The sequence below is a fragment of the Allobrachymonas wangyanguii genome, assembly GCF_045055315.1.
In the GTDB taxonomy this organism is placed as follows: domain Bacteria; phylum Pseudomonadota; class Gammaproteobacteria; order Burkholderiales; family Burkholderiaceae_C; genus Brachymonas; species Brachymonas wangyanguii.
The window spans coordinates 1,312,956-1,332,438 of record NZ_CP173677.1; the positions used below are offsets into that span (position 1 = coordinate 1,312,956).

General features: G+C 62.9%; 11 protein-coding genes. 6 read left to right on the forward strand and 5 right to left on the reverse strand.

Features of this window, described 5'->3' with window-relative positions:
* Positions 1-41: 41 nt before the first annotated feature.
* The 4 genes from ACI3EV_RS06380 to ACI3EV_RS06395 form a co-directional block, all read right to left on the reverse strand.
* Positions 42-2,108 (reverse strand): M3 family metallopeptidase, encoded by a 2,067-nt coding sequence (locus ACI3EV_RS06380; RefSeq protein WP_337691099.1) that lies wholly within the window; start codon positions 2,106-2,108, stop codon positions 42-44.
* A 70-nt stretch (positions 2,109-2,178) separates the two neighbouring features.
* Positions 2,179-3,030 (reverse strand): bifunctional methylenetetrahydrofolate dehydrogenase/methenyltetrahydrofolate cyclohydrolase FolD, encoded by an 852-nt coding sequence (gene folD / locus ACI3EV_RS06385; protein ID WP_337691101.1) that lies wholly within the window; start codon positions 3,028-3,030, stop codon positions 2,179-2,181.
* Positions 3,031-3,093: 63 nt separating this feature from the next.
* On the reverse strand, positions 3,094-3,720 hold the full coding sequence (locus tag ACI3EV_RS06390; protein WP_329771216.1) for a response regulator transcription factor: 627 nt from the start codon (positions 3,718-3,720) through the stop codon (positions 3,094-3,096).
* Between the two features lie 29 nt (positions 3,721-3,749).
* A complete protein-coding gene (locus ACI3EV_RS06395) occupies positions 3,750-6,227 on the reverse strand; it encodes a PAS domain S-box protein (RefSeq protein ID WP_337691103.1) in 2,478 nt (825 codons plus the stop codon).
* A 213-nt stretch (positions 6,228-6,440) separates the two neighbouring features.
* On the opposite strand from ACI3EV_RS06395, the gene aceE reads away from it, so the two are divergent.
* The 3 genes from aceE to lpdA are packed head-to-tail and all read left to right on the forward strand — an operon-like array spanning position 6,441 to position 12,706.
* The gene (aceE, locus tag ACI3EV_RS06400) at positions 6,441-9,146 is read left to right on the forward strand and encodes a pyruvate dehydrogenase (acetyl-transferring), homodimeric type (RefSeq protein WP_329771213.1); all 2,706 of its coding nucleotides are present in this window, start codon (positions 6,441-6,443) and stop codon (positions 9,144-9,146) included.
* Positions 9,147-9,169: 23 nt separating this feature from the next.
* On the forward strand, positions 9,170-10,876 hold the full coding sequence (aceF, locus tag ACI3EV_RS06405; protein WP_337691106.1) for a dihydrolipoyllysine-residue acetyltransferase: 1,707 nt from the start codon (positions 9,170-9,172) through the stop codon (positions 10,874-10,876).
* 12 nt (positions 10,877-10,888) lie between these two features.
* On the forward strand, positions 10,889-12,706 hold the full coding sequence (gene lpdA / locus ACI3EV_RS06410) for a dihydrolipoyl dehydrogenase (RefSeq protein WP_329771210.1): 1,818 nt from the start codon (positions 10,889-10,891) through the stop codon (positions 12,704-12,706).
* 104 nt (positions 12,707-12,810) lie between these two features.
* Here the strand turns inward: lpdA and ACI3EV_RS06415 are convergent, their stop codons facing one another.
* The gene (locus ACI3EV_RS06415; RefSeq protein WP_329771209.1) at positions 12,811-13,380 is read right to left on the reverse strand and encodes a C40 family peptidase; all 570 of its coding nucleotides are present in this window, start codon (positions 13,378-13,380) and stop codon (positions 12,811-12,813) included.
* 277 nt (positions 13,381-13,657) lie between these two features.
* On the opposite strand from ACI3EV_RS06415, the gene ACI3EV_RS06420 reads away from it, so the two are divergent.
* The 3 genes from ACI3EV_RS06420 (at position 13,658) to ACI3EV_RS06430 (ending at position 19,443) form a co-directional block, all read left to right on the forward strand.
* A complete protein-coding gene (locus ACI3EV_RS06420; protein ID WP_337691108.1) occupies positions 13,658-14,266 on the forward strand; it encodes an isochorismatase family protein in 609 nt (202 codons plus the stop codon).
* Positions 14,267-14,386: 120 nt separating this feature from the next.
* Positions 14,387-16,330: a propionate--CoA ligase gene (locus tag ACI3EV_RS06425; protein ID WP_329771206.1), complete on the forward strand. Its 1,944-nt coding sequence runs from the start codon at positions 14,387-14,389 to the stop codon at positions 16,328-16,330.
* Between the two features lie 239 nt (positions 16,331-16,569).
* On the forward strand, positions 16,570-19,443 hold the full coding sequence (locus tag ACI3EV_RS06430) for a 2-oxoglutarate dehydrogenase E1 component (protein ID WP_329771205.1): 2,874 nt from the start codon (positions 16,570-16,572) through the stop codon (positions 19,441-19,443).
* Positions 19,444-19,483: the final 40 nt, after the last annotated feature.

A 19,483-nucleotide genomic window follows, 5' to 3' on the forward strand; every position in this document is an offset into this window, starting at 1 on the left:
TCGGGCACCGTTTTCCCGCAGGTTCACGGTGCCCATGGCGTTCAGGCGGCGACTGCCGTGTCTGCCATGCCCTGATGGCGCAGCAGGGCATCCACCGAAGGCTCACGACCCCGGAATGCCTTGAACGACTCCATGGCCGGGCGGCTGCCGCCCATTTCCAGGATCTGCTCGCGGTAGCGGCGTGCCGTGGCCGGGTCCGGGCTGCCGTCGGCAGCCGCGGTTTCCTCGAAGGCGGCATAGGCATCGGCACTCAGCACCTCGGCCCACTTGTAGCTGTAGTAGCCGGCTGCGTAGCCACCGGCAAAGATGTGGCTGAAGGTGTGCGACATACGGTTGTAGGGCGGTGTCGGCAGCACGGCCACTTCCTCGCGCACCTGGCGCAGCAGCGGCATCACGTCCTCCGGCGCTGTTGCCTGGCTGTGCAGCAGCATGTCGAACAGGGCAAATTCCACCTGGCGCAGCGTCTGCATGCCGCTCTGGAAGTTCTTGGCCGCCAGCATGCGCTCGAACAGCTCGCGCGGCAGCGGCTCGCCACTATCGACGTGTGCCGTCATGTTCTGCAGCACATGCCATTCCCAGCAGAAGTTTTCCATGAACTGGCTCGGCAGCTCTACCGCATCCCACTCCACGCCGTTGATGCCGGAGACATCGTGCTCGTTGATGCGCGTGAGCATGTGGTGCAGGCCGTGGCCGGCTTCGTGGAACAGCGTGATCACGTCATCGTGCGTGAGCAGCGGCGGCTTGCCGTTGACGCCGGCGGCAAAGTTGCACACCAGATGCGCAATCGGTGTCTGCAGCTGTGGGGTGTCCGGGCGCTGCCAGCGGTCGCGCACGCCGTCCATCCAGGCACCGCCACGCTTGCCGTTGCGCGCCGGCGGATCCAGGTAGAACTGGCCCACCAGCTGGCCGTCGCGTTCGAGCCGGTAGAACTCGACGCTGTCATGCCAGACCGGTGCCTGGTCGCGCGTGATCTTCAGGTCGAACAGCGTCTCGACGATGCGGAACAGGCCGGCCATCACCTTGGGCGCGGTGAAATACTGTTTCACCTCCTGCTCGCTGAAGGCATAGCGCGCCTCCTTGAGCTTTTCGCTGATATAGGTCCAGTCCCAGGGTTGCGGATCGTCCAGTCCCAGCTGCTCGCGCGCAAATTGGCGCAGGTCGGCCACATCGCGTTCGGCATGCGGACGTGCCTTGGCAGCCAGGTCGCGCAAAAAGGCAATCACCTGGTCTGGCGTGTCAGCCATCTTGGGTACCAGCGAGACTTCGGCAAAGTTGCGGTAGCCCAGCAGCCGCGATTCTTCCTGGCGCAGCGCCAGGATCTCGGCCATGATCGCCGAGTTGTCAAACTGCTGGCCATCTCCTTCGGCCTGGTCCGAGGCACGCGTGGTGTAGGCGCGGTAGAGTTTTTCGCGCAGCGCGCTGCTGTGGGCAAACTGCATCAGTGGCAGATAGACCGGCAGCTTCAGTGTCAGCTTGTGGCCATCGCGGCCTTCGGCCTCGGCGGCAGCGCGGGTGGCATCGATCACGTCCTGCGGCACGCCGTCCAGCTCGTCGGCGTTGACGTACAGCGCCCAGCTGTCGGTGGCGTCCAGCGCATTTTCGCTGAACTTCTGCACCAGCGTCGCCATGCGCTCCTGGATCTCGGCGTAACGCTGCTTGTCGGCGCCCTGCAGTTCGGCACCGCTGAGCACGAAGCCGCGCAGCGCATTCTTCAGCGCCTGCTGCTGTTCCGCCGTCAGCGTGGCGGCATCGATCGCCTTGTACTTGGCATACAGGCGTTCGTCGGCACCCAGACGGGTCCAGTAGTCGGAAATCGCCGGCAGCATGGCGTTGTAGGCGGCGCGCAGCTCGGGCGTGTCACATACGCTCTTGAGGTGGCCGACCGTGCCCCAGGCGCGACCCAGGCGTTCGGTGGCCACGTCCAAGGTGGCGGAGAGCTGCAGCCAATCGGCCGGAAAATCATCGGCCGTGACCGTGCTCAGCGCCTGGTCGGCCGCCGCCAGCAGCTGCTCGATGGCGGGTTGCACGTGTTCGGGCTGCACCTGGTCAAACAGGGGCAGGCCATCGAACTGGAGGAGGGGGTTGGAAGCGGAGTTGGTGGTCGTCATGTAGGGCAGTGTAGGGGCAAAATCCGGCGCTTCAAGCCGGTCATGCCCGCAACCCTGCCCACCGGCTGGCTTATGCGGCTGCGCGTTCGGCCGATTCGATGGTGTTGACCAGCAGCATGGTGATGGTCATCGGGCCGACGCCGCCCGGCACTGGCGTGATGTAGCCCGCCACTTCCTTCACGCCGTCAAAATCGACGTCGCCGCACAGCTTGCCTTCGTCGTTGCGGTTCATGCCCACGTCGATCACCACTGCGCCCGACTTCACCATGTCGGCGGTCAGCACGTTGCGCTTGCCCACGGCAGCAACGATCACGTCGGCCTGCAGCGTCTGCGCCTTCAGGTCAGTGGTGGCGCTGTGGCAGATGGTGACGGTGGCGCTGCGCGACAGCAGCATCAGCGCCATCGGCTTGCCGACGATATTGCTGCGGCCGATCACCACCGCGTGCTTGCCGCGCAGGTCGTAGCCGATGCTGTCCAGCATCTTCATGCAGCCGTAGGGCGTGCAGGGCTGGAAGCCGGGCATGCCGGTCATCAGCGCGCCGGCGCTGGCGATATGGAAGCCGTCCACGTCCTTGGCCGGGCTGATCGCCTCGATCACCTTTTGCGCATCAATATGCGCCGGCAGCGGCAGCTGCACCAGGATGCCGTGGATGGACGGATCGTTGTTCAGTGCCTCGACGCGCGCCAGCAGCTCGGCTTCGCTCATCGTGGCATCGTATTTTTCGAGCACGGAATGCAGGCCGTTGTCTTCGCAGGCCTTGACCTTGTTGCGCACATAGACCTGGCTGGCCGGGTTGTCACCCACCAGGATCACGGCCAGGCCCGGCGTCACGCCACGCGCCTTGAGCGCGGCGGCACGTTCGGCCACTTCGGTGCGGAGCTGTCGGGAAAGGGCGTTGCCATCGATGATCTGTGCTGTCATGTGCGGAATTGGTAGTAGAAAAAAAGAAAAACCCGCAGCGGACTGCGGGGGGAGGGTACGGGATCAGGCCTTGTTGGCGCTGGACCCCAGGGCCACCTTGAGCAGGTCGGCCACGGTATTGGCGTTGAGCTTTTCCATGATGTTGGCGCGGTGCGCTTCCACCGTCTTGATGCTGATGTTCAGGTCATCGGCAATCTGCTTGTTCAGGCGGCCGGCGACGATGCGTTCCAGCACCTGGGCTTCGCGGTTGGTCAGCTTGCCCAGCAGCGATTCACGCGTGCTGGCCATCTGGTGTTCCGCAAAGCTGCTTTGCGCGGACTTGAGCATCTTCTCGACCAGGGCCTCGAGCTCTTCCTCGCGGAAGGGCTTCTGGATGAAGTCGAGTGCGCCTTTCTTCATGGTTTCGACCGCCATCGGTACATCACCATGGCCGGTGATGAAGACGATGGGAAGCGGCGACTTGCGCTCCAGCAGGCGATCCTGCAGCTCCAGGCCGCTCATGCCGCCCATGCGGATATCGGCGAACAGGCAGGCCACCTCGCGCGGATCGTAGCGGGTCAGGAAGCTTTCGGCAGAGTCGAAGCAGCGCACGCGGTAACCCTTGCCCTCCAGTAGCCACTGCAGGGAGTCGCGCACGCCTTCATCATCATCTACAACGTAAATAGTGCCTTTTTCCGGAATCAAGCTCATGGTCTCTCTTGTGTCTGTAGTTGTGCTATTTACTGCTCGGGGTTGGCGGGCACCGGAATCCAGAAAGTAAACCGGCAACCCACAACCTCCGTCTCTGATTCATTGTAAATGTTCTGCGCGTGCAAACGCCCGTGGTGGGACTCTACGATGCTGCGACACAGGTTCAGGCCGATGCCCATGCCCTCCGCCTTGGTGGAGTAGAAGGCCTCGAACACGTGCTGCAGCGTTTCATCCGACATGCCGGTGCCCTTGTCCTCGATCACGAACTCCACCACCGGTCGGCCCTCGCGCACGGCGCGCTGTACCTGCAGCCTGACTTCACGGCGTTCCGGCGGCAGCTGGCCCAGGTCAATCGATTCGGCTGCGTTCTTCAGCAGGTTGATCAGCACCTGCTCGATCAGGATGCGGTCCATCACCAGCTCGGGCAGGTCTGGTGCCATCTGTTGCACCAGCCGCACCTGGCGTCGTCGCATCTCGATATCCACCAGCTCCACCGCATCGGTGACGATTTCCTCGACCCGGGTCGGCGAGTAATTGGGCATGCTGCGCTTGACGAAGTTGCGGATGCGCTGGATCACCTGGCCGGCGCGGGTCGCCTGCTGCGCGGTCTTGCGGATCGCGATCTTCAGGCTGTCCTCGTCCATCTGGCCGCGCTCCAGTCGGCTGACGATGCCATTGCAGTAGTTGTTGATGGCGGTCAGCGGCTGGTTCAGTTCGTGCGCAACGCTGGACGCCATCTCGCCCATGGTCACCAGCCGCGCTGCTGCCTGCGCGCGCGCCTCGTGCTGGGCGCTGGTGTCCTCGGCCTGGCGGCGTGCCGTGATGTCGTTGGCCGTGACCAGCTGCGCCAGCCGGCCATCGACCCATTCCAGATAGCGTGTGCGCACCTCGAACCAGCGGTTCAGTCCCGGCACAAAGACTTCGGTGTTGTTGCTGGGTTCGTGCTGCAGAGCCCCGTCCTGTGGCGCCTGGGTGACCGGCTTGCCGGCCAGCGTCAGCAGTTGCAGGTGGGCGCTGGTACCCTGGTCTTCGCCAAATACCTGGCGGTAGGCGCGGTTGGCAAACAGCAGTTCGTGGCCGCCCAGCGGTGCGACAGAGACCGTCACCTCCAGCGCATCCAGCACGCGCGTGAAGCGCTCGTAGGCGGCGGTCAGCTGGCGCTTGAAACGGTTCGATTCGGTGATGTCCGTCATCGAGGTCATCCAGCCGGTCTGGATGCCATCCAGGCCGACCAGCGGCGACATGTACATGCGCGCCTCAAAGGTGGAGCCGTTCTTGCGCAGCACGCGCATCTCGTAGCCGCCGCGCGGAATATTGTCCTGCATCGTCTCCTGCAGGGTCTTCTCGTGGCGTGCGTAGTCTTCGGGATGCCAGAACGGGTAGGGCGGCAACTGGCCAATCAGCTCATCCTCGCTCCAGCCGGTCATGCTGCAGAAGGCGGTATTGATATAGGTGATGCGGCCCTCCAGATCCAGCGCGCGCATGCCGATCAGCATGGAGTTTTCCATCGCGCGGCGGAAGTTGGTCTCGGTTTCGAGGGCGCGCTGCGAACGCTGGCGACCGCGCAGGTACTTCCAGTTCATGAACAGCGTCAGGCCGGTCAGCAGGCTCAGGCCCAGCACCATCAGGAACAGCGCGTTGTCCGCCATGGCGCTGCCGGAATCGTAGGGCTGCACCCGCAGCACCAGCGAGTTGTCGGTGCGGGACAGCGGTGTCGTGTAGACCTGAGGGGACAGGCTGTTGCTGATCCAGTCAAAGTGGCGATCCAGCCAGGTGCGGTCCTGCTGGCGCGAATCCGGATTGCCAAGCAGCACGCGCCCCTCGTTGTCCAGCAGGGCGAGCGCGTACTTGACGAAGATCTCGGACGGAATCGCCTGGTAGGCCAGGGCGGACAGGCTGTAGCGCACATAGAGCGCACCGACCACGCTGTCGCCTCGCGTCAGTGGCAGCATCAGGCCCAGCCAGGTGTCGTTGTGGCTGCCGGTAGCAATGACGCGGTAGACCGGCAGATGGGTGCGCATCACCTGTTGCAGCAGGGCATGCTCCGCGGGTTGTGGCAAGGTGGTGTCCAGCGGCAGCGCATCCGAATGGTGGGGCGATCCGGCGGTGAAGTTGTCGTGCACACGGCCCTTGACATCGACCAGGGTCATGCTGCGGATCTCCGGGGCGACCGACAGCAGCTTGCTGACCTGCTCGTTGGAAATCGTGGCGCCGTCAGGCTGTGTCATCACGTATTGGGCAAAGCCGCGGATCTGTTCCAGCCGATCGGCCAGACGGCCGTGGATCTGCTGGCGCGTGTATTCGCCCGCATGCTGGACCGACTGGCGCTGGCTCTGGCGCTCTTCCATGCGCAGATAGGTAATGGCCGTGACCACGGCCACCACGAACAGGATCACGGCGACCAGAGGAATCAGGCTGGCCAGGCGATCCTGGCGGTGCTGTGGCATCTCGCTCCACCAGCGGCGCAGCGGCTGCAGGGACAGCCAGGAAAGGACGAGATTGGACATGCAGGCATGGCCCGGACGGGCGGCAACAGGAGATAAAAGCAGAAGCATACAGGCTTTGCCTGAAGTCCATGCGGGATTTCACCGATTCATATTTCACATTAAGAAATCAATATCCACATATTGAAAATAAGGGTTTTCTTGTGCCATACTCCCCGAAGTGTGCGCACACAATGTGTAAAGCCATACGCAGAAACAACCCACAAGGAGACCCGCATGTCCGACGCGCAGCAAGCTGGCGGCCAGTTGCCCCACGATACTGATTCCCAAGAAACACGCGAATGGCTGGACGCCCTGTCCGCCGTCATTGAAAGCGAGGGCAAGGAGCGTGCCCACTTTCTGCTGGAGGGCCTGCTGGAGCATGCCCGCCAGCACAGCATTGATCTGCCGTTCTCGGCCAGCACCGGTTACGTCAACACCATCGAACCCGACCAGGAAGCCTTCTGCCCGGGCAATATCGCGCTGGAAAAGCGCCTGCGCGCCTTCATGCGCTGGAACGCCATGGCCATGGTGGTGCGTGCCAACCGCCTGAACCCGTCTGACGGCGGTGACCTGGGTGGCCACATCGGCTCGTTTGCCTCGCTGGCCAGCATGCTGGGTGCCGGCTTCAACCACTTCTGGCACGCCGACAACGGCGAGCACGGTGGTGACCTGCTCTACATCCAGGGCCACAGCTCCCCCGGCATCTACGCGCGCGCCTACCTGGAAGGCCGTCTGACCGAAGAGCAGCTCGACAACTTCCGCCAGGAAGTGGATGGCAATGGCCTGTCCAGCTACCCGCACCCCAAGCTGATGCCCAACTTCTGGCAGTTCCCGACCGTCTCCATGGGCCTGGGCCCGCTGATGGCGATCTACCAGGCACGCTTCCTGAAGTACCTGCATGCGCGCGGCATTGCCAATACTGAAAACCGCAAGGTCTGGGTGTTCCTGGGCGACGGCGAAATGGACGAGGTGGAAAGTCTGGGCGCCATCAGCATGGCATCGCGCGAGAAGCTGGACAACCTGATCTTCGTCATCAACTGCAACTTGCAGCGCCTGGATGGCCCGGTGCGCGGCAACGGCAAGATCGTGCAGGAGCTGGAAGGCGAATTCCGCGGTTCCGGCTGGAACGTCATCAAGCTGCTCTGGGGCAGCAGCTGGGATCCGCTGCTGGCCCGTGACAAGAGCGGCAAGCTGCGCCAGCTGATGATGGAAGTCGTCGACGGTGATTACCAGGCCTACAAGGCCAACGATGGCGCCTACGTGCGCAAGCACTTCTTCGGCCGTTATCCCGAAACCGCCAAGCTGGTCGAGCACATGACCGATGCCGAGATCTGGGCGCTGCGTCGCGGCGGCCATGATCCGCAAAAGGTTTACGCTGCCTTCCATGCGGCGCACAACCACAAGGGCCAGCCGACCGTGCTGCTGGTCAAGACCGTCAAGGGCTACGGCATGGGCAAGGCCGGTGAAGGCAAGAACACCGTGCACCAGACCAAGAAGCTGACCGATGACGATGTGCGCTACATGCGCGACCGTTTCAACATCCCGGTGCCCGACAGCGAACTGGCCAACATCCCGTACTACAAGCCGGCCGATGACACGCCGGAAATGCAGTACCTGCATGCGCGCCGCCAGGCGCTGGGTGGCTACCTGCCCAAGCGCCGTGCCGAGGCCGAAGAAAACTTCACCGTGCCGTCGCTCGATACCTTCAAGGCCGTGCTCGAGCCCACCGCCGAAGGCCGCGAGATCAGCACGACGCAAGCCTTCGTGCGTTTCCTGACGCAGCTGCTGCGCGACCAGGCCCTGGGCCCGCGCGTGGTGCCGATCCTGGTCGACGAGGCACGCACCTTCGGCATGGAAGGCCTGTTCCGCCAGATCGGTATCTACAACCCGGCAGGCCAGAACTACACCCCGGTCGACCGCGATCAGGTGATGTACTACAAGGAGCAGACCGACGGCCAGATCCTGCAGGAAGGCATCAACGAAGCCGGCGGCATGGCCAGCTGGATCGCTGCCGCCACCAGCTACAGCACCAACAACCGGATCATGATCCCGTTCTACGTGTACTACTCGATGTTCGGTTTCCAGCGCGTCGGCGATCTGGCCTGGGCCGCGGGTGACATGCAGGCACGCGGCTTCCTGCTGGGTGGCACTTCCGGCCGTACCACGCTGAACGGCGAAGGCTTGCAGCACGAAGACGGTCACAGCCATATCTTGGCCGGCACGATCCCGAACTGCGTCAGCTACGACCCGACCTTCGCGCACGAAGTCGGCGTCATCATGCAGCACGGCCTGAAGCGCATGGTCGAGAAGCAGGAAAACGTCTTCTACTACCTGACGTTGCTGAACGAGAACTACGCCATGCCTGGCCTGCAGCCCGGCACCGAAGAGCAGATCATCAAGGGCATGTACCTGTGCAAGCCCGGCGCCGAAGGCCTGCCGCAGCGCGTGCAGCTGCTCGGCTCCGGCACCATCCTGCGCGAAAGCATTGCCGCCCAGGCACTGTTGGCCCAGGATTGGGGCATTGCTGCTGACGTCTGGAGCTGCCCGAGCTTCAATGAGCTGGCACGTGATGGCCAGGACGCCGATCGCTGGAACCTGCTGCACCCGACGGAAACGCCGCGCAAGTCCTTTGTGCAGCAGCAGCTGGAAAGCAGCAGCGGCCCGGTGATCGCCTCCACCGACTACATGAAGAACTACGCCGAGCAGATCCGTCCGTTCGTGCCGGCTGGCCGCAGCTACCGCGTGCTGGGCACCGACGGCTTTGGCCGCAGCGATTTCCGCAACCGCCTGCGCGAGCACTTCGAGATCGATCGCCACTACATCGTGCTGTCCGCGCTCAAGGCGCTGGCCGACGAAGGCAAGATCCCGGCTAGCAAGGCGGCTGAAGCCATCGCCAAGTACGGCATCCAGGCCGACAAGATCAACCCGCTGTACGCCTGATGGCCGAACGAGGAGACAGACACATGGCAAGCATTGAAGTCAAGGTTCCGGACATCGGCGATTTTTCCGATGTGGCGGTGATCGAGGTTCTGGTCAAGGCGGGTGATACCGTCAAGGTCGAGCAGTCCCTGCTGACCGTGGAAAGCGACAAGGCCTCCATGGAAATTCCCTCCAGCCACGCTGGCGTGGTCAAGGAAATGAAAGTCCAGCTGGGCGACAAGGTGAGCGAAGGCTCGGTCGTGCTGCTGCTGGAAACCGCAGATGCCGCCGCTGGAGCAGGCGCCGAGCCATCGCCGGCCAATGCCGAAGCGCCGGTTGGCGGTAGCGAAGTGGTTCCGGGCGCGAGCGAAGCCTCGGCCGCAGCCCGTGCCGCCGATACCGCCGGCGGCGCTGGTGCCGCACAACAGGCAGCACAGCCTGCTGCCGTCGGCAGCATTGAGGTGCGCGTGCCCGATATCGGCGATTTTTCCGATGTCGCCGTGATCGAGCTGTTCGCCAAGGTCGGCGATACGGTCAAGGTCGAGCAGTCGCTGATCACCGTGGAGAGCGACAAGGCCTCCATGGAAATCCCGTCCAGCCACGCTGGCGTGATCAAGGAAGTCAAGGTGCAACTGGGTGACAAGGTCAACCAGGGCGATCTGCTGGTGGTGCTGGAAGGCGCCGTTGACGCAGGTGCTGCCGTTGCTGCTCCGGCTGCTGCTGCCGCTCCCGCTGCTGCGCCGGCCGCGGCTCCCGTGGCCGCTGTCGCACCGGCTGCCAGCCACGATCCGGCTTCGGCACCGGTTAGCAGCAAGCTGCCGCATGCCTCGCCCTCGGTGCGCAAGTTCGCCCGTGAACTGGGCGTGCCGCTGGCTGAAGTGAAGGGCACCGGTCCCAAGGGCCGCATCCAGCAGTCCGACGTGCAGGCCTTCACCAAGTCGGTCATGGCTGGCGACCTGCGCACCCAGGCCCAGGCTGCCAAGGCGCCGGCTGGCGGTGGCGTCACCGGTGGTGGCGAGCTCAACCTGCTGCCCTGGCCCAAGGTCGATTTCGCCAAGTTCGGCGAGATCGAGACCAAGCCGCTGTCGCGCATCAAGAAGATTTCCGCCCAGAACCTGTCGCGCAACTGGGTGATGATCCCCGCGGTCACCTACCACGAAGATGCCGACATCACCGATCTGGAAGCCTTCCGCGTCCAGCTCAACAAGGAAAACGAGAAGGCCGGCATCAAGGTCACCATGCTCGCCTTCCTGATCAAGGCCAGCGTCAAGGCGCTGCAGAAGTTCCCCGAGTTCAACAGCTCGCTGGACGGCGACAACCTGGTGCTGAAGAAGTACTTCAACATCGCCTTTGCTGCCGACACGCCGAATGGCCTGGTGGTTCCGGTTATCAAGAATGCCGACAAGAAGTCCGTATTCGAGATCGCCCAGGAATCGGGTGAACTGGCGAAGAAGGCACGTGACGGCAAGCTCGGCCCGGCTGACATGCAGGGCGCCTGCTTCACCATCTCCAGCCTGGGCGGCATCGGCGGTACCTACTTCGCACCGATCGTGAACGCGCCCGAAGTGGCCATCCTGGGTGTGAACAAGAGCACCCTCAAGCCGGTCTGGGACGGCCAGCAGTTCGTGCCGCGCCTGACGCTGCCGATGTCGCTGACCGCCGACCACCGCGTGATCGACGGCGCACTGGCGACCCGTTTCAACGTCTACCTGGCGCAGCTGCTGGCTGATTTCCGCCGCGTGGCACTGTAAGAGGGCAGCACGATGAGCGAAATCCAAGTCAAGGTTCCCGATATCGGCGACTTCAGCGATGTGGCCGTGATCGAGCTGCTGGTCAAGCCCGGCGATACCGTCAAGGTAGAGCAGAGCCTGATCACCGTGGAAAGCGACAAGGCCTCCATGGAAATCCCGTCCAGCCATGCTGGCGTGGTCAAGTCCCTGGCCATCAACCTGGGCGACAAGGTCAGCGAAGGCTCCGTCATCCTGACACTGGAAGCCGATGCTTCTGCCGCGGCTCCGGCTGCCCAAACGCCCGCAGCGCCTGCGGCAGCAGCGGCTCCAGTCGCTGCCGCACCGGCAGCGGCCGCAGCACCGGCCCCGATCGCCAGCAGTTACAGCGGCCAGGTTGACCAGGAGTTTGATCTGGTGGTGCTGGGCGGTGGCCCGGGCGGTTACAGCGCTGCCTTCCGTGCCGCCGATCTGGGCCTGAAAGTGGCCGTGGTCGAGCGCTACGCCACGCTGGGCGGCGTCTGCCTGAACGTGGGTTGCATCCCGTCCAAGGCGCTGCTGCATGTGGCCGCCGTGATGGACGAAGTCAGCCACCTGGAAGCAGCCGGCATCAGTTTCGGCAAGCCGGTGGTGAATATCGACCAGCTGCGTGGCCACAAGGAAAAAGTGATCGGCAAGCTGACCGGTGGCCTGGCGGCCATGGCCAAGATGCGCAAGGTCACCATGCTGCGCGGCTACGGCAGCTTTGTCAGTGCCAACCATATCCAGGTCGAGGAAACCTCCGGCACTGGCCAGGAAAAGACCGGCAACCGCAGCACGATTGCCTTCCGCCACTGCATCATTGCCGCCGGCAGCCAGGCCGTGCGCCTGCCCTTCATGCCGGATGACCCGCGCGTGGTGGACAGCACCGGCGCGCTGGCGCTCAAGGACGTGCCCAAGCGCATGCTGATCCTGGGTGGTGGCATCATCGGCCTGGAAATGGGTACCGTCTACAGCACGCTGGGCGCACGCCTGGATGTGGTCGAGATGATGGATGGCCTGATGCAGGGCGCAGACCGTGATCTGGTCAAGGTCTGGCAGAAGATGAACGCACCGCGTTTCGACAACATCATGCTCAAGACCAAGACCGTCGGCGCCAGGGCGACCGAAGCCGGCATCGAGGTCACGTTCGAAGGCGAGGGCGCTCCGGCACCGCAAACCTACGATCTGGTGCTGCAGGCCGTCGGCCGCTCACCCAACGGCAACAAGATTGGTGCCGACAAGGCCGGCGTCAGCGTGACTGAGCGCGGCTTTATCCCGGTCGATGTGCAGATGCGTACTAACGTGCCGCACATCTTCGCGATTGGCGACGTCGTCGGCCAGCCCATGCTGGCACACAAGGCGGTGCACGAGGCGCATGTGGCAGCCGAAGTCATCGCTGGCGAAATGCAGGGCAACAAGGAACTGGCTGCGGCCGCTTTCGATGCCCGCGTTATCCCGAGCGTGGCCTATACCGATCCCGAAGTGGCCTGGGTTGGCCTCACCGAAGACCAGGCGAAAGAGCAGGGCATCAAGGTCACCAAGGGCATGTTCCCCTGGTCAGCGTCGGGTCGCGCCATTGCCAACGGTCGTGACGAAGGTTTCACCAAGCTGCTGTTCGATGCCGAAACGCATCGCATCGTGGGTGGTGGCATCGTCGGCACGCATGCCGGTGACATGATCGGCGAGATCGCGCTGGCGATCGAAATGGGTGCCGACAGCGTGGATATCGGCAAGACCATCCACCCGCACCCGACGCTGGGCGAAAGCATCGGCATGGCTGCCGAGGCTGCCCACGGCAGCTGTACCGACTTGCCGCCCCAAAAGCGCAAGTAAGGCCCGGCGCGGAATCCCGTCAGGGGTTCCGCAGCCTGTTCGCACAACGGGCAAGAAAAAAGCGACTTGGCATCAAGTCGCTTTTTGCATGGGTACTGAGGGAATCAGTTGAGGCTCTCCGCCACCCGGATGGCTGCCTGGGCATCAAAGCTGGCACCGTTGCTGTCCACTACGCGGCGTGCACCGTTGAAGCGGCTGCTCCAGTAGTTGATGTCCATGTTTTCGACACGCACGCGTGCACCGGAGCGCGGAGCATGGATGAACTTGCCGTCACCGACATAGATGCCGACGTGGCTGAAGGCGCGCTTCATGGTGTTGAAGAACACCAGGTCGCCCGGACGCAACTCGGACTTGGCGATGACCTGCGTGGCGGCAGCCTGGTCGGCAGCACGACGCGGCAGCACCTTGCCGAAAGTCTTTTCGTAGGTGGCACGCACCAGACCGCTGCAATCAAAACCGGTTTCAGCCGAATTGCCGCCGTAACGGTAAGGCACGCCGATAAAGCCCATGGCAGTCGTTACCAGATCAGAGGCCGAATTGCGGACGTTCTGGCCGAACTGGTTCACCATGTTGGCGCGGTCGTTCAGGAAGGTGTCGATGTCGCTCGCTTGCGGAGCTGCCTGTGCAGCGACGCTGCCGAGGCCCAGGAGGAAAGTGATTGCCAATTTCTTCATGGGTAGCGAGTTTAGCCCAGTTGTAGTCCATGTCCGACGTGTCTGTAGGAGTAACTGCGATTTTCAGCATGTTTTTTGTTACCAAACTCGGAAGAAACCTGAAACAAGGCTGACAAGCCCTTGTTTTTGCAAGTTTGACGTCAGAAAACGGGGTTTTGGGCTGCGATAACGACAGATCGCGTGACAGACCGTGTCAGGGGCCAACCCTGTGCCGATGGCAAGGGAATCGGCTCCATAATGCGGTATCACCCCAATAGAGATGAATGGAGCACGACCGATGCTGATGAATGCAGAAGAATCCCAACTGGTACTTGTGGATTACCAGGAAAAACTCATGCCTTTTATCCACGAAGCGGACAAGGCACTGGCCAATGCCGTGCTGCTGGGCAAGGTGGCCCGCATCCTGCAGGTGCCGACCTGGGGCACCGAAGAGAACCCGGCCAAGCTCGGTCCCAACCACCCCGCAGTGCGCGAGCTGTGCGACAAGACCCTGTCCAAGATGTACTTCAATGCCTGTGATGATGGCCTGGCCGATGCATTGCGTCCGCCGGTACGCCAGCCTTCCGGCAATGCACGCAGCCTGCCCAAGCACCTGCAGAAGGCGATTGCGGCATCCTCTGCACCTGAACGCAACAGCATCGTGATCGCCGGCTGTGAAGCCCATGTCTGCCTGATGCAGACGGCGCTCGGCCTGCTCGAAAACGATTTTGACGTCTGGGTCGTGACCGATGCCTGCAGCTCGCGCACCGAACGCAACCGCGATGCCGGCTTTGACCGTCTGGCTACCGCTGGCGCCGAACTGGTCACCACCGAAATGGTCGCCTTCGAATGGCTGCGTACGGCCGAGAATCCGGCCTTCCGCGAGGTCCTGTCGCTGGTCAAGTGATGGCGGCCTGATTGGTGTCAATCCCTATGGAAATGTAAATTTCTGCTCAGATTCTTGGCAGATAATTATGGACTGGCCGCGTTGCCGCGGCTGGAAACATAACAGACACAAGGAGCACACATGCAGAGCTATGCGGAGTTTCACCAGCAGTCCCTGACGGACCGCGATGCCTTCTGGGCGGAGCAGGCCAAGCGCATTCACTGGGAAACCCCTCCCCAGCAGATCTGCGATTACAGCAATCCTCCTTTTGCCCGCTGGTTCGTTGGTGGCCGCACCAACATCTGCTACAACGCCGTGGACCGCCATGCGCTGGAGCGTCCGGATGATGCGGCCCTGATCGCGGTCTCCACCGAGACCAACACCGAGAAGACCTACAGCTTTGCCGAGCTGCAGCGCGAAGTCGAGCGCATGGCGGCCAGCCTGCTCGAACTGGGCGTGGAGCAGGGCGATCGCGTGCTGATCTACATGCCGATGATTGCCGAAGCCTGCTTCGCGATGCTGGCCTGTACCCGCATCGGTGCCATCCACTCGGTGGTGTTCGGCGGCTTTGCTTCCGGCTCCCTGTCCACCCGTATCGATGATGCCCAGCCCAAGGTCATCATCAGCGCCGATGGCGGTTCGCGCGGCGCCAAGCCGGTGCCCTACAAGCCGCTGCTCGACGAGGCGATCCACCTGGCCACGCACAAGCCGGCAGCCGTGCTGCTGGTCGATCGCGGCCTGACGCCGATGAACCTGGTCGAAGGCCGTGACGTGCTGTGGGGCGACCTGCGCGCGCGCCACATGGACGCCCAGGTGCCCTGTGTCTGGCTGGATGCCACCACCCCCAGCTACACCTTGTATACCAGCGGCACCACTGGCAAGCCCAAGGGCGTGCAGCGCGATACCGGTGGCTACGCCGTGGCGCTGGCGACCAGCATTCCCTTCATCTACGGCGGTGCGCCCGGCGAAACCTTCTTCTCCACCTCAGACATTGGCTGGGTAGTGGGCCACAGCTACATCATCTACGGCCCGCTGATCGGCGGCATGGCCACCATCATGTACGAAGGCCTGCCGACGCAGGGCTTTGACCACCAGCCGGATGGCGGCATCTGGTGGCGTCTGGTCGCCAAGTACAAGGTGACCGTCATGTTCAGCGCGCCCACCGCGATCCGCGTGCTCAAGAAGCAGGATCCGGCGCACCTGACGGCGCATGACCTGTCCAGCCTGAAGGCGCTGTTCCTGGCTGGCGAGCCGCTCGACGAGCCCACCGCCAAGTGGATTTCCGATGGCCTCAATGGCAAGCCGATCATCGACAACTACTGGCAGACCGAAACCGGCTGGCCGATCCTGGGTATTGCCAACGGCATTGACGGCGTGGAAAAGAACCAGCCGCGCTTCGGCAGCCCCGGCTTCCCGATGTACGGCTACAACGTGCGTCTGGTCGATGAAAGCACCGGCCTGGCGGTAGAAGGTGGTGATGCCAAGGGCGTGCTGGTGGCCGAAGGTCCGCTGCCTCCGGGCTGCCTGCAGACCGTCTGGGGCGATGACAAGCGTTTCGTCAGCACCTACTGGAACAAGATGGAAGACGCGAGCGGAGAAGGCCGCTGGGTCTACAGCACCTACGACTGGGCGCGCCGCGATGCCGATGGCTACTACTTCATCCTGGGTCGTACCGACGACGTGATCAACGTGGCCGGCCACCGCCTGGGCACACGCGAGATCGAGGAAAGCATTTCTGCCCACCCGAACGTGGCCGAAACCGCCGTGGTCGGTGTGGCCGATGACGTCAAGGGCCAGGTCGCCCTGGCTTTCGTCACGACCAAGTCTTCCGAAGGCCTCGATACCCCCGAAGGCCTGAAGAAGATGGAACAGGAGATCATGCGCCAGGTCGACAGCGACCTGGGAGCCGTGGCCCGTCCGTCCCGCGTCATGATCGTGACCGCGCTGCCCAAGACGCGTAGCGGCAAGCTGCTGCGTCGTGCGCTGCAGGCAGTAGCCGAAGGCCGCGATCCTGGCGACCTGACCACGATCGACGATCCGTCTTCCCTGCTCAACATCAAGGGCATGGTGGACGCCGGCAAGTAACAATCCAAAACGGCTTTCTGTCAACCGGCAGAAAGCCGTTTTCACCTCTGTATCCAATACACGTTGCAGACACTCTTCGGGCAAATGGTGGCACAATACCGGCTGGAAAGAAAAAGCTTTCATGGCATTGTCATGTCCGCATGTTTTCTGGCCGCGTCCACCATCCGGTTCAGCCGTACCGTGGAAGGTTGAATTAACCAGCTAATGCGCCCTGCAGGGGCGTGGAGGTAAGCGCAAAAATGAGCGATTCATCGATTTTCCAGAGCTACAGCTCTAATACCCATCTGTTCGGCGGCGATGTGCCCTATGTCGAAGAGATGTACGAAAACTACCTGGCCAATCCCGGCAGCGTGCCGGATGACTGGCGCCAGTATTTCGACAACCTGCAGCACCAGCCTGCAGCCGATGGCAGCGACGCACGTGACGTGCCGCACCAGCCGGTGATTGCTGCTTTCGCCGAACGCGCGAAGCAGGGCGGCACCCAGGTGGTGTATGCCAATCCCGACGTCGAAACCGGTCGCAAGCGCACTGCAGCCCAGCAGCTGATTGCCGCCTACCGCAACTCTGGTGCCCGATGGGCCGACCTGGATCCGCTCAAGCGCAGCGAACGCCCCGACATTCCCGAACTGGATCTGGCGTTCTACGATTTCACCGACTCCGACCTCGAGACGGTCTTCAACACCAGCAACACCTTCTTCGGCAAGGAGCGCATGCCGCTGCGTGAGCTGCTGAATGCGCTGCGCGAAACCTACTGCAGCACCATCGGTGTCGAATTCATGCACACCAACGAATTCGCCGAGAAGCGGTGGTGGCAGCAGAAACTCGAGGCCACCCGTGCCAAGCCGGTGTTCAACGCCGACCAGAAAAAGCGCATCCTCGAACGCCTGACGGCTGCCGAAGGCCTGGAGCGTTTCCTGCACACCAAGTACGTTGGCCAGAAGCGTTTCTCGCTGGAAGGCGGCGAGAGCTTCATCGTTTCCATGGATGAAGTGGTGCGCCAGGCGGGTGCCATCGGCGTCCAGGAAATCGTCATCGGCATGGCCCACCGCGGCCGTCTGAACGTGCTGGTCAACACGCTGGGCAAGATGCCGCGTGACCTGTTCGCCGAATTCGAGCACACCGCTCCGGAAGACCTGCCGAGCGGTGACGTGAAATACCACCAGGGCTTCAGCTCCGACATCTCCACCGAAGGTGGTCCGGTGCACCTGAGCCTGGCGTTCAACCCGTCCCACCTGGAAATCGTCAACCCCGTGGTCGAAGGCTCCGTGCGTTCGCGCATGGACCGTCGCGATGACCCGCATGGCCAGCAGGTGCTGCCGGTGCTGGTGCACGGTGACGCGGCCTTTGCCGGTCAGGGCGTGGTCATGGAAACCCTGGCGCTGGCCGAGACGCGTGGCTACCATACCGGTGGTACCGTGCACATCGTGATCAACAACCAGATCGGTTTCACCACCTCCGACCCACGTGACAGCCGCTCCACGCTGTACTGTACCGACGTCGTCAAGATGATGGCTACCCCGGTGCTGCACGTGAACGGTGACGATCCGGAAGCCGTGGCACTGTGCACGCAGTGGGCCATGGAATACCGCCAGGAATTCCACAAGGACGTGGTGATCGATATCGTCTGCTTCCGCAAGCTGGGCCACAACGAGCAGGACACCCCCATGCTGACCCAGCCGCTGATGTACACCAAGATCAGCAAGCACCCCGGTACGCGCAAGCTGTACGCCGACAAGCTGGCAGCGCAGGGCCTGGGCGACACGCTGGGCGACGACATGGTCAAGGCCTACCGCGCTGCCATGGACGAAGGCCGCCACACGGTCGATCCGGTGCTGAGCAACTTCAAGAGCAAGTTTGCCGTCGACTGGTCTCCGTACCTGAACCAGAAGTGGACCGATTCCGGTGACACCGCCATCCCGCTGACCGAGTGGAAGCGCATTGCCGAGCGCATCACCACCGTGCCCGAAGGCTTCAACGTGCACAGCCTGGTCAAGAAGGTGCTGGACGACCGCGCCGCCATGGGTCGTGGCGACATCCCGGTGGACTGGGGCATGGGCGAGCACATGGCGTTCGGTTCCCTGGTGGCCAGCGGTTTCCCGGTGCGCCTGTCCGGTGAGGACTGCGGCCGTGGTACCTTTACCCACCGCCACGCCGTGCTGCACGACCAGCGTCGCGAAAAGTACGACGAAGGCACCTACATCCCGCTGCAGAACATCTCTGACAAGCAGGCACCGTTTGTCGTGATCGACTCCATCCTGTCCGAAGAGGCAGTGCTGGGCTTCGAATATGGCTACGCCTCCAACGATCCGCACTCCCTGGTGATCTGGGAAGCCCAGTTCGGCGACTTCGCCAACGGCGCCCAGGTGGTGATCGACCAGTTCATCGCCTCCGGTGAAGTGAAGTGGGGCCGCCTGAACGGCCTGACCCTGATGCTGCCGCACGGCTACGAAGGCCAGGGCCCCGAGCATAGCTCGGCGCGTCTGGAGCGCTTCATGCAGCTGGCTGCCGACGTCAACATGCAGATCGTGCAGCCGACCACGGCCAGCCAGATCTTCCACGTGCTGCGTCGCCAGATGGTGCGCAACCTGCGCAAGCCGCTGATCATCATGACGCCCAAGTCGCTGCTGCGCAACAAGGACGCCACCTCGCCGCTGTCCGAGTTCACCAAGGGCAGCTTCCAGACCGTGATCCCCGAGCAGAACGCCGACGTGATCAAGAAGGCCGAGAAGGTCAAGCGCATCGTGCTGTGTTCCGGCAAGGTCTACTACGACCTGGTCAAGAAGCGCGAAGAGCGTGGCGATGACGACGTCGTCATCATGCGTATCGAGCAGCTGTACCCGTTCCCGCACAAGGCGCTGGCTGCCGAATTCAAGAAGTACCCGAACGTCTCCGATGTGGTGTGGTGCCAGGACGAGCCGCAGAACCAGGGCGCCTGGTTCTTCGTGCAGCACCAGATCTTCGAGAACATGTCCCAGGGCCAGAAACTGGGCTATTCCGGTCGCGCCGCCTCTGCCTCTCCGGCGGTGGGTTACGCACACCTGCACCAGGACCAGCAGAAGGCGCTGGTCGAAGGTGCCTTCACCCGCCTGAAAGGTTTCGTGCTGACGCGCTGATCGGCCGTCACAAGTATTTTTTACCCCCTGACAAGACACT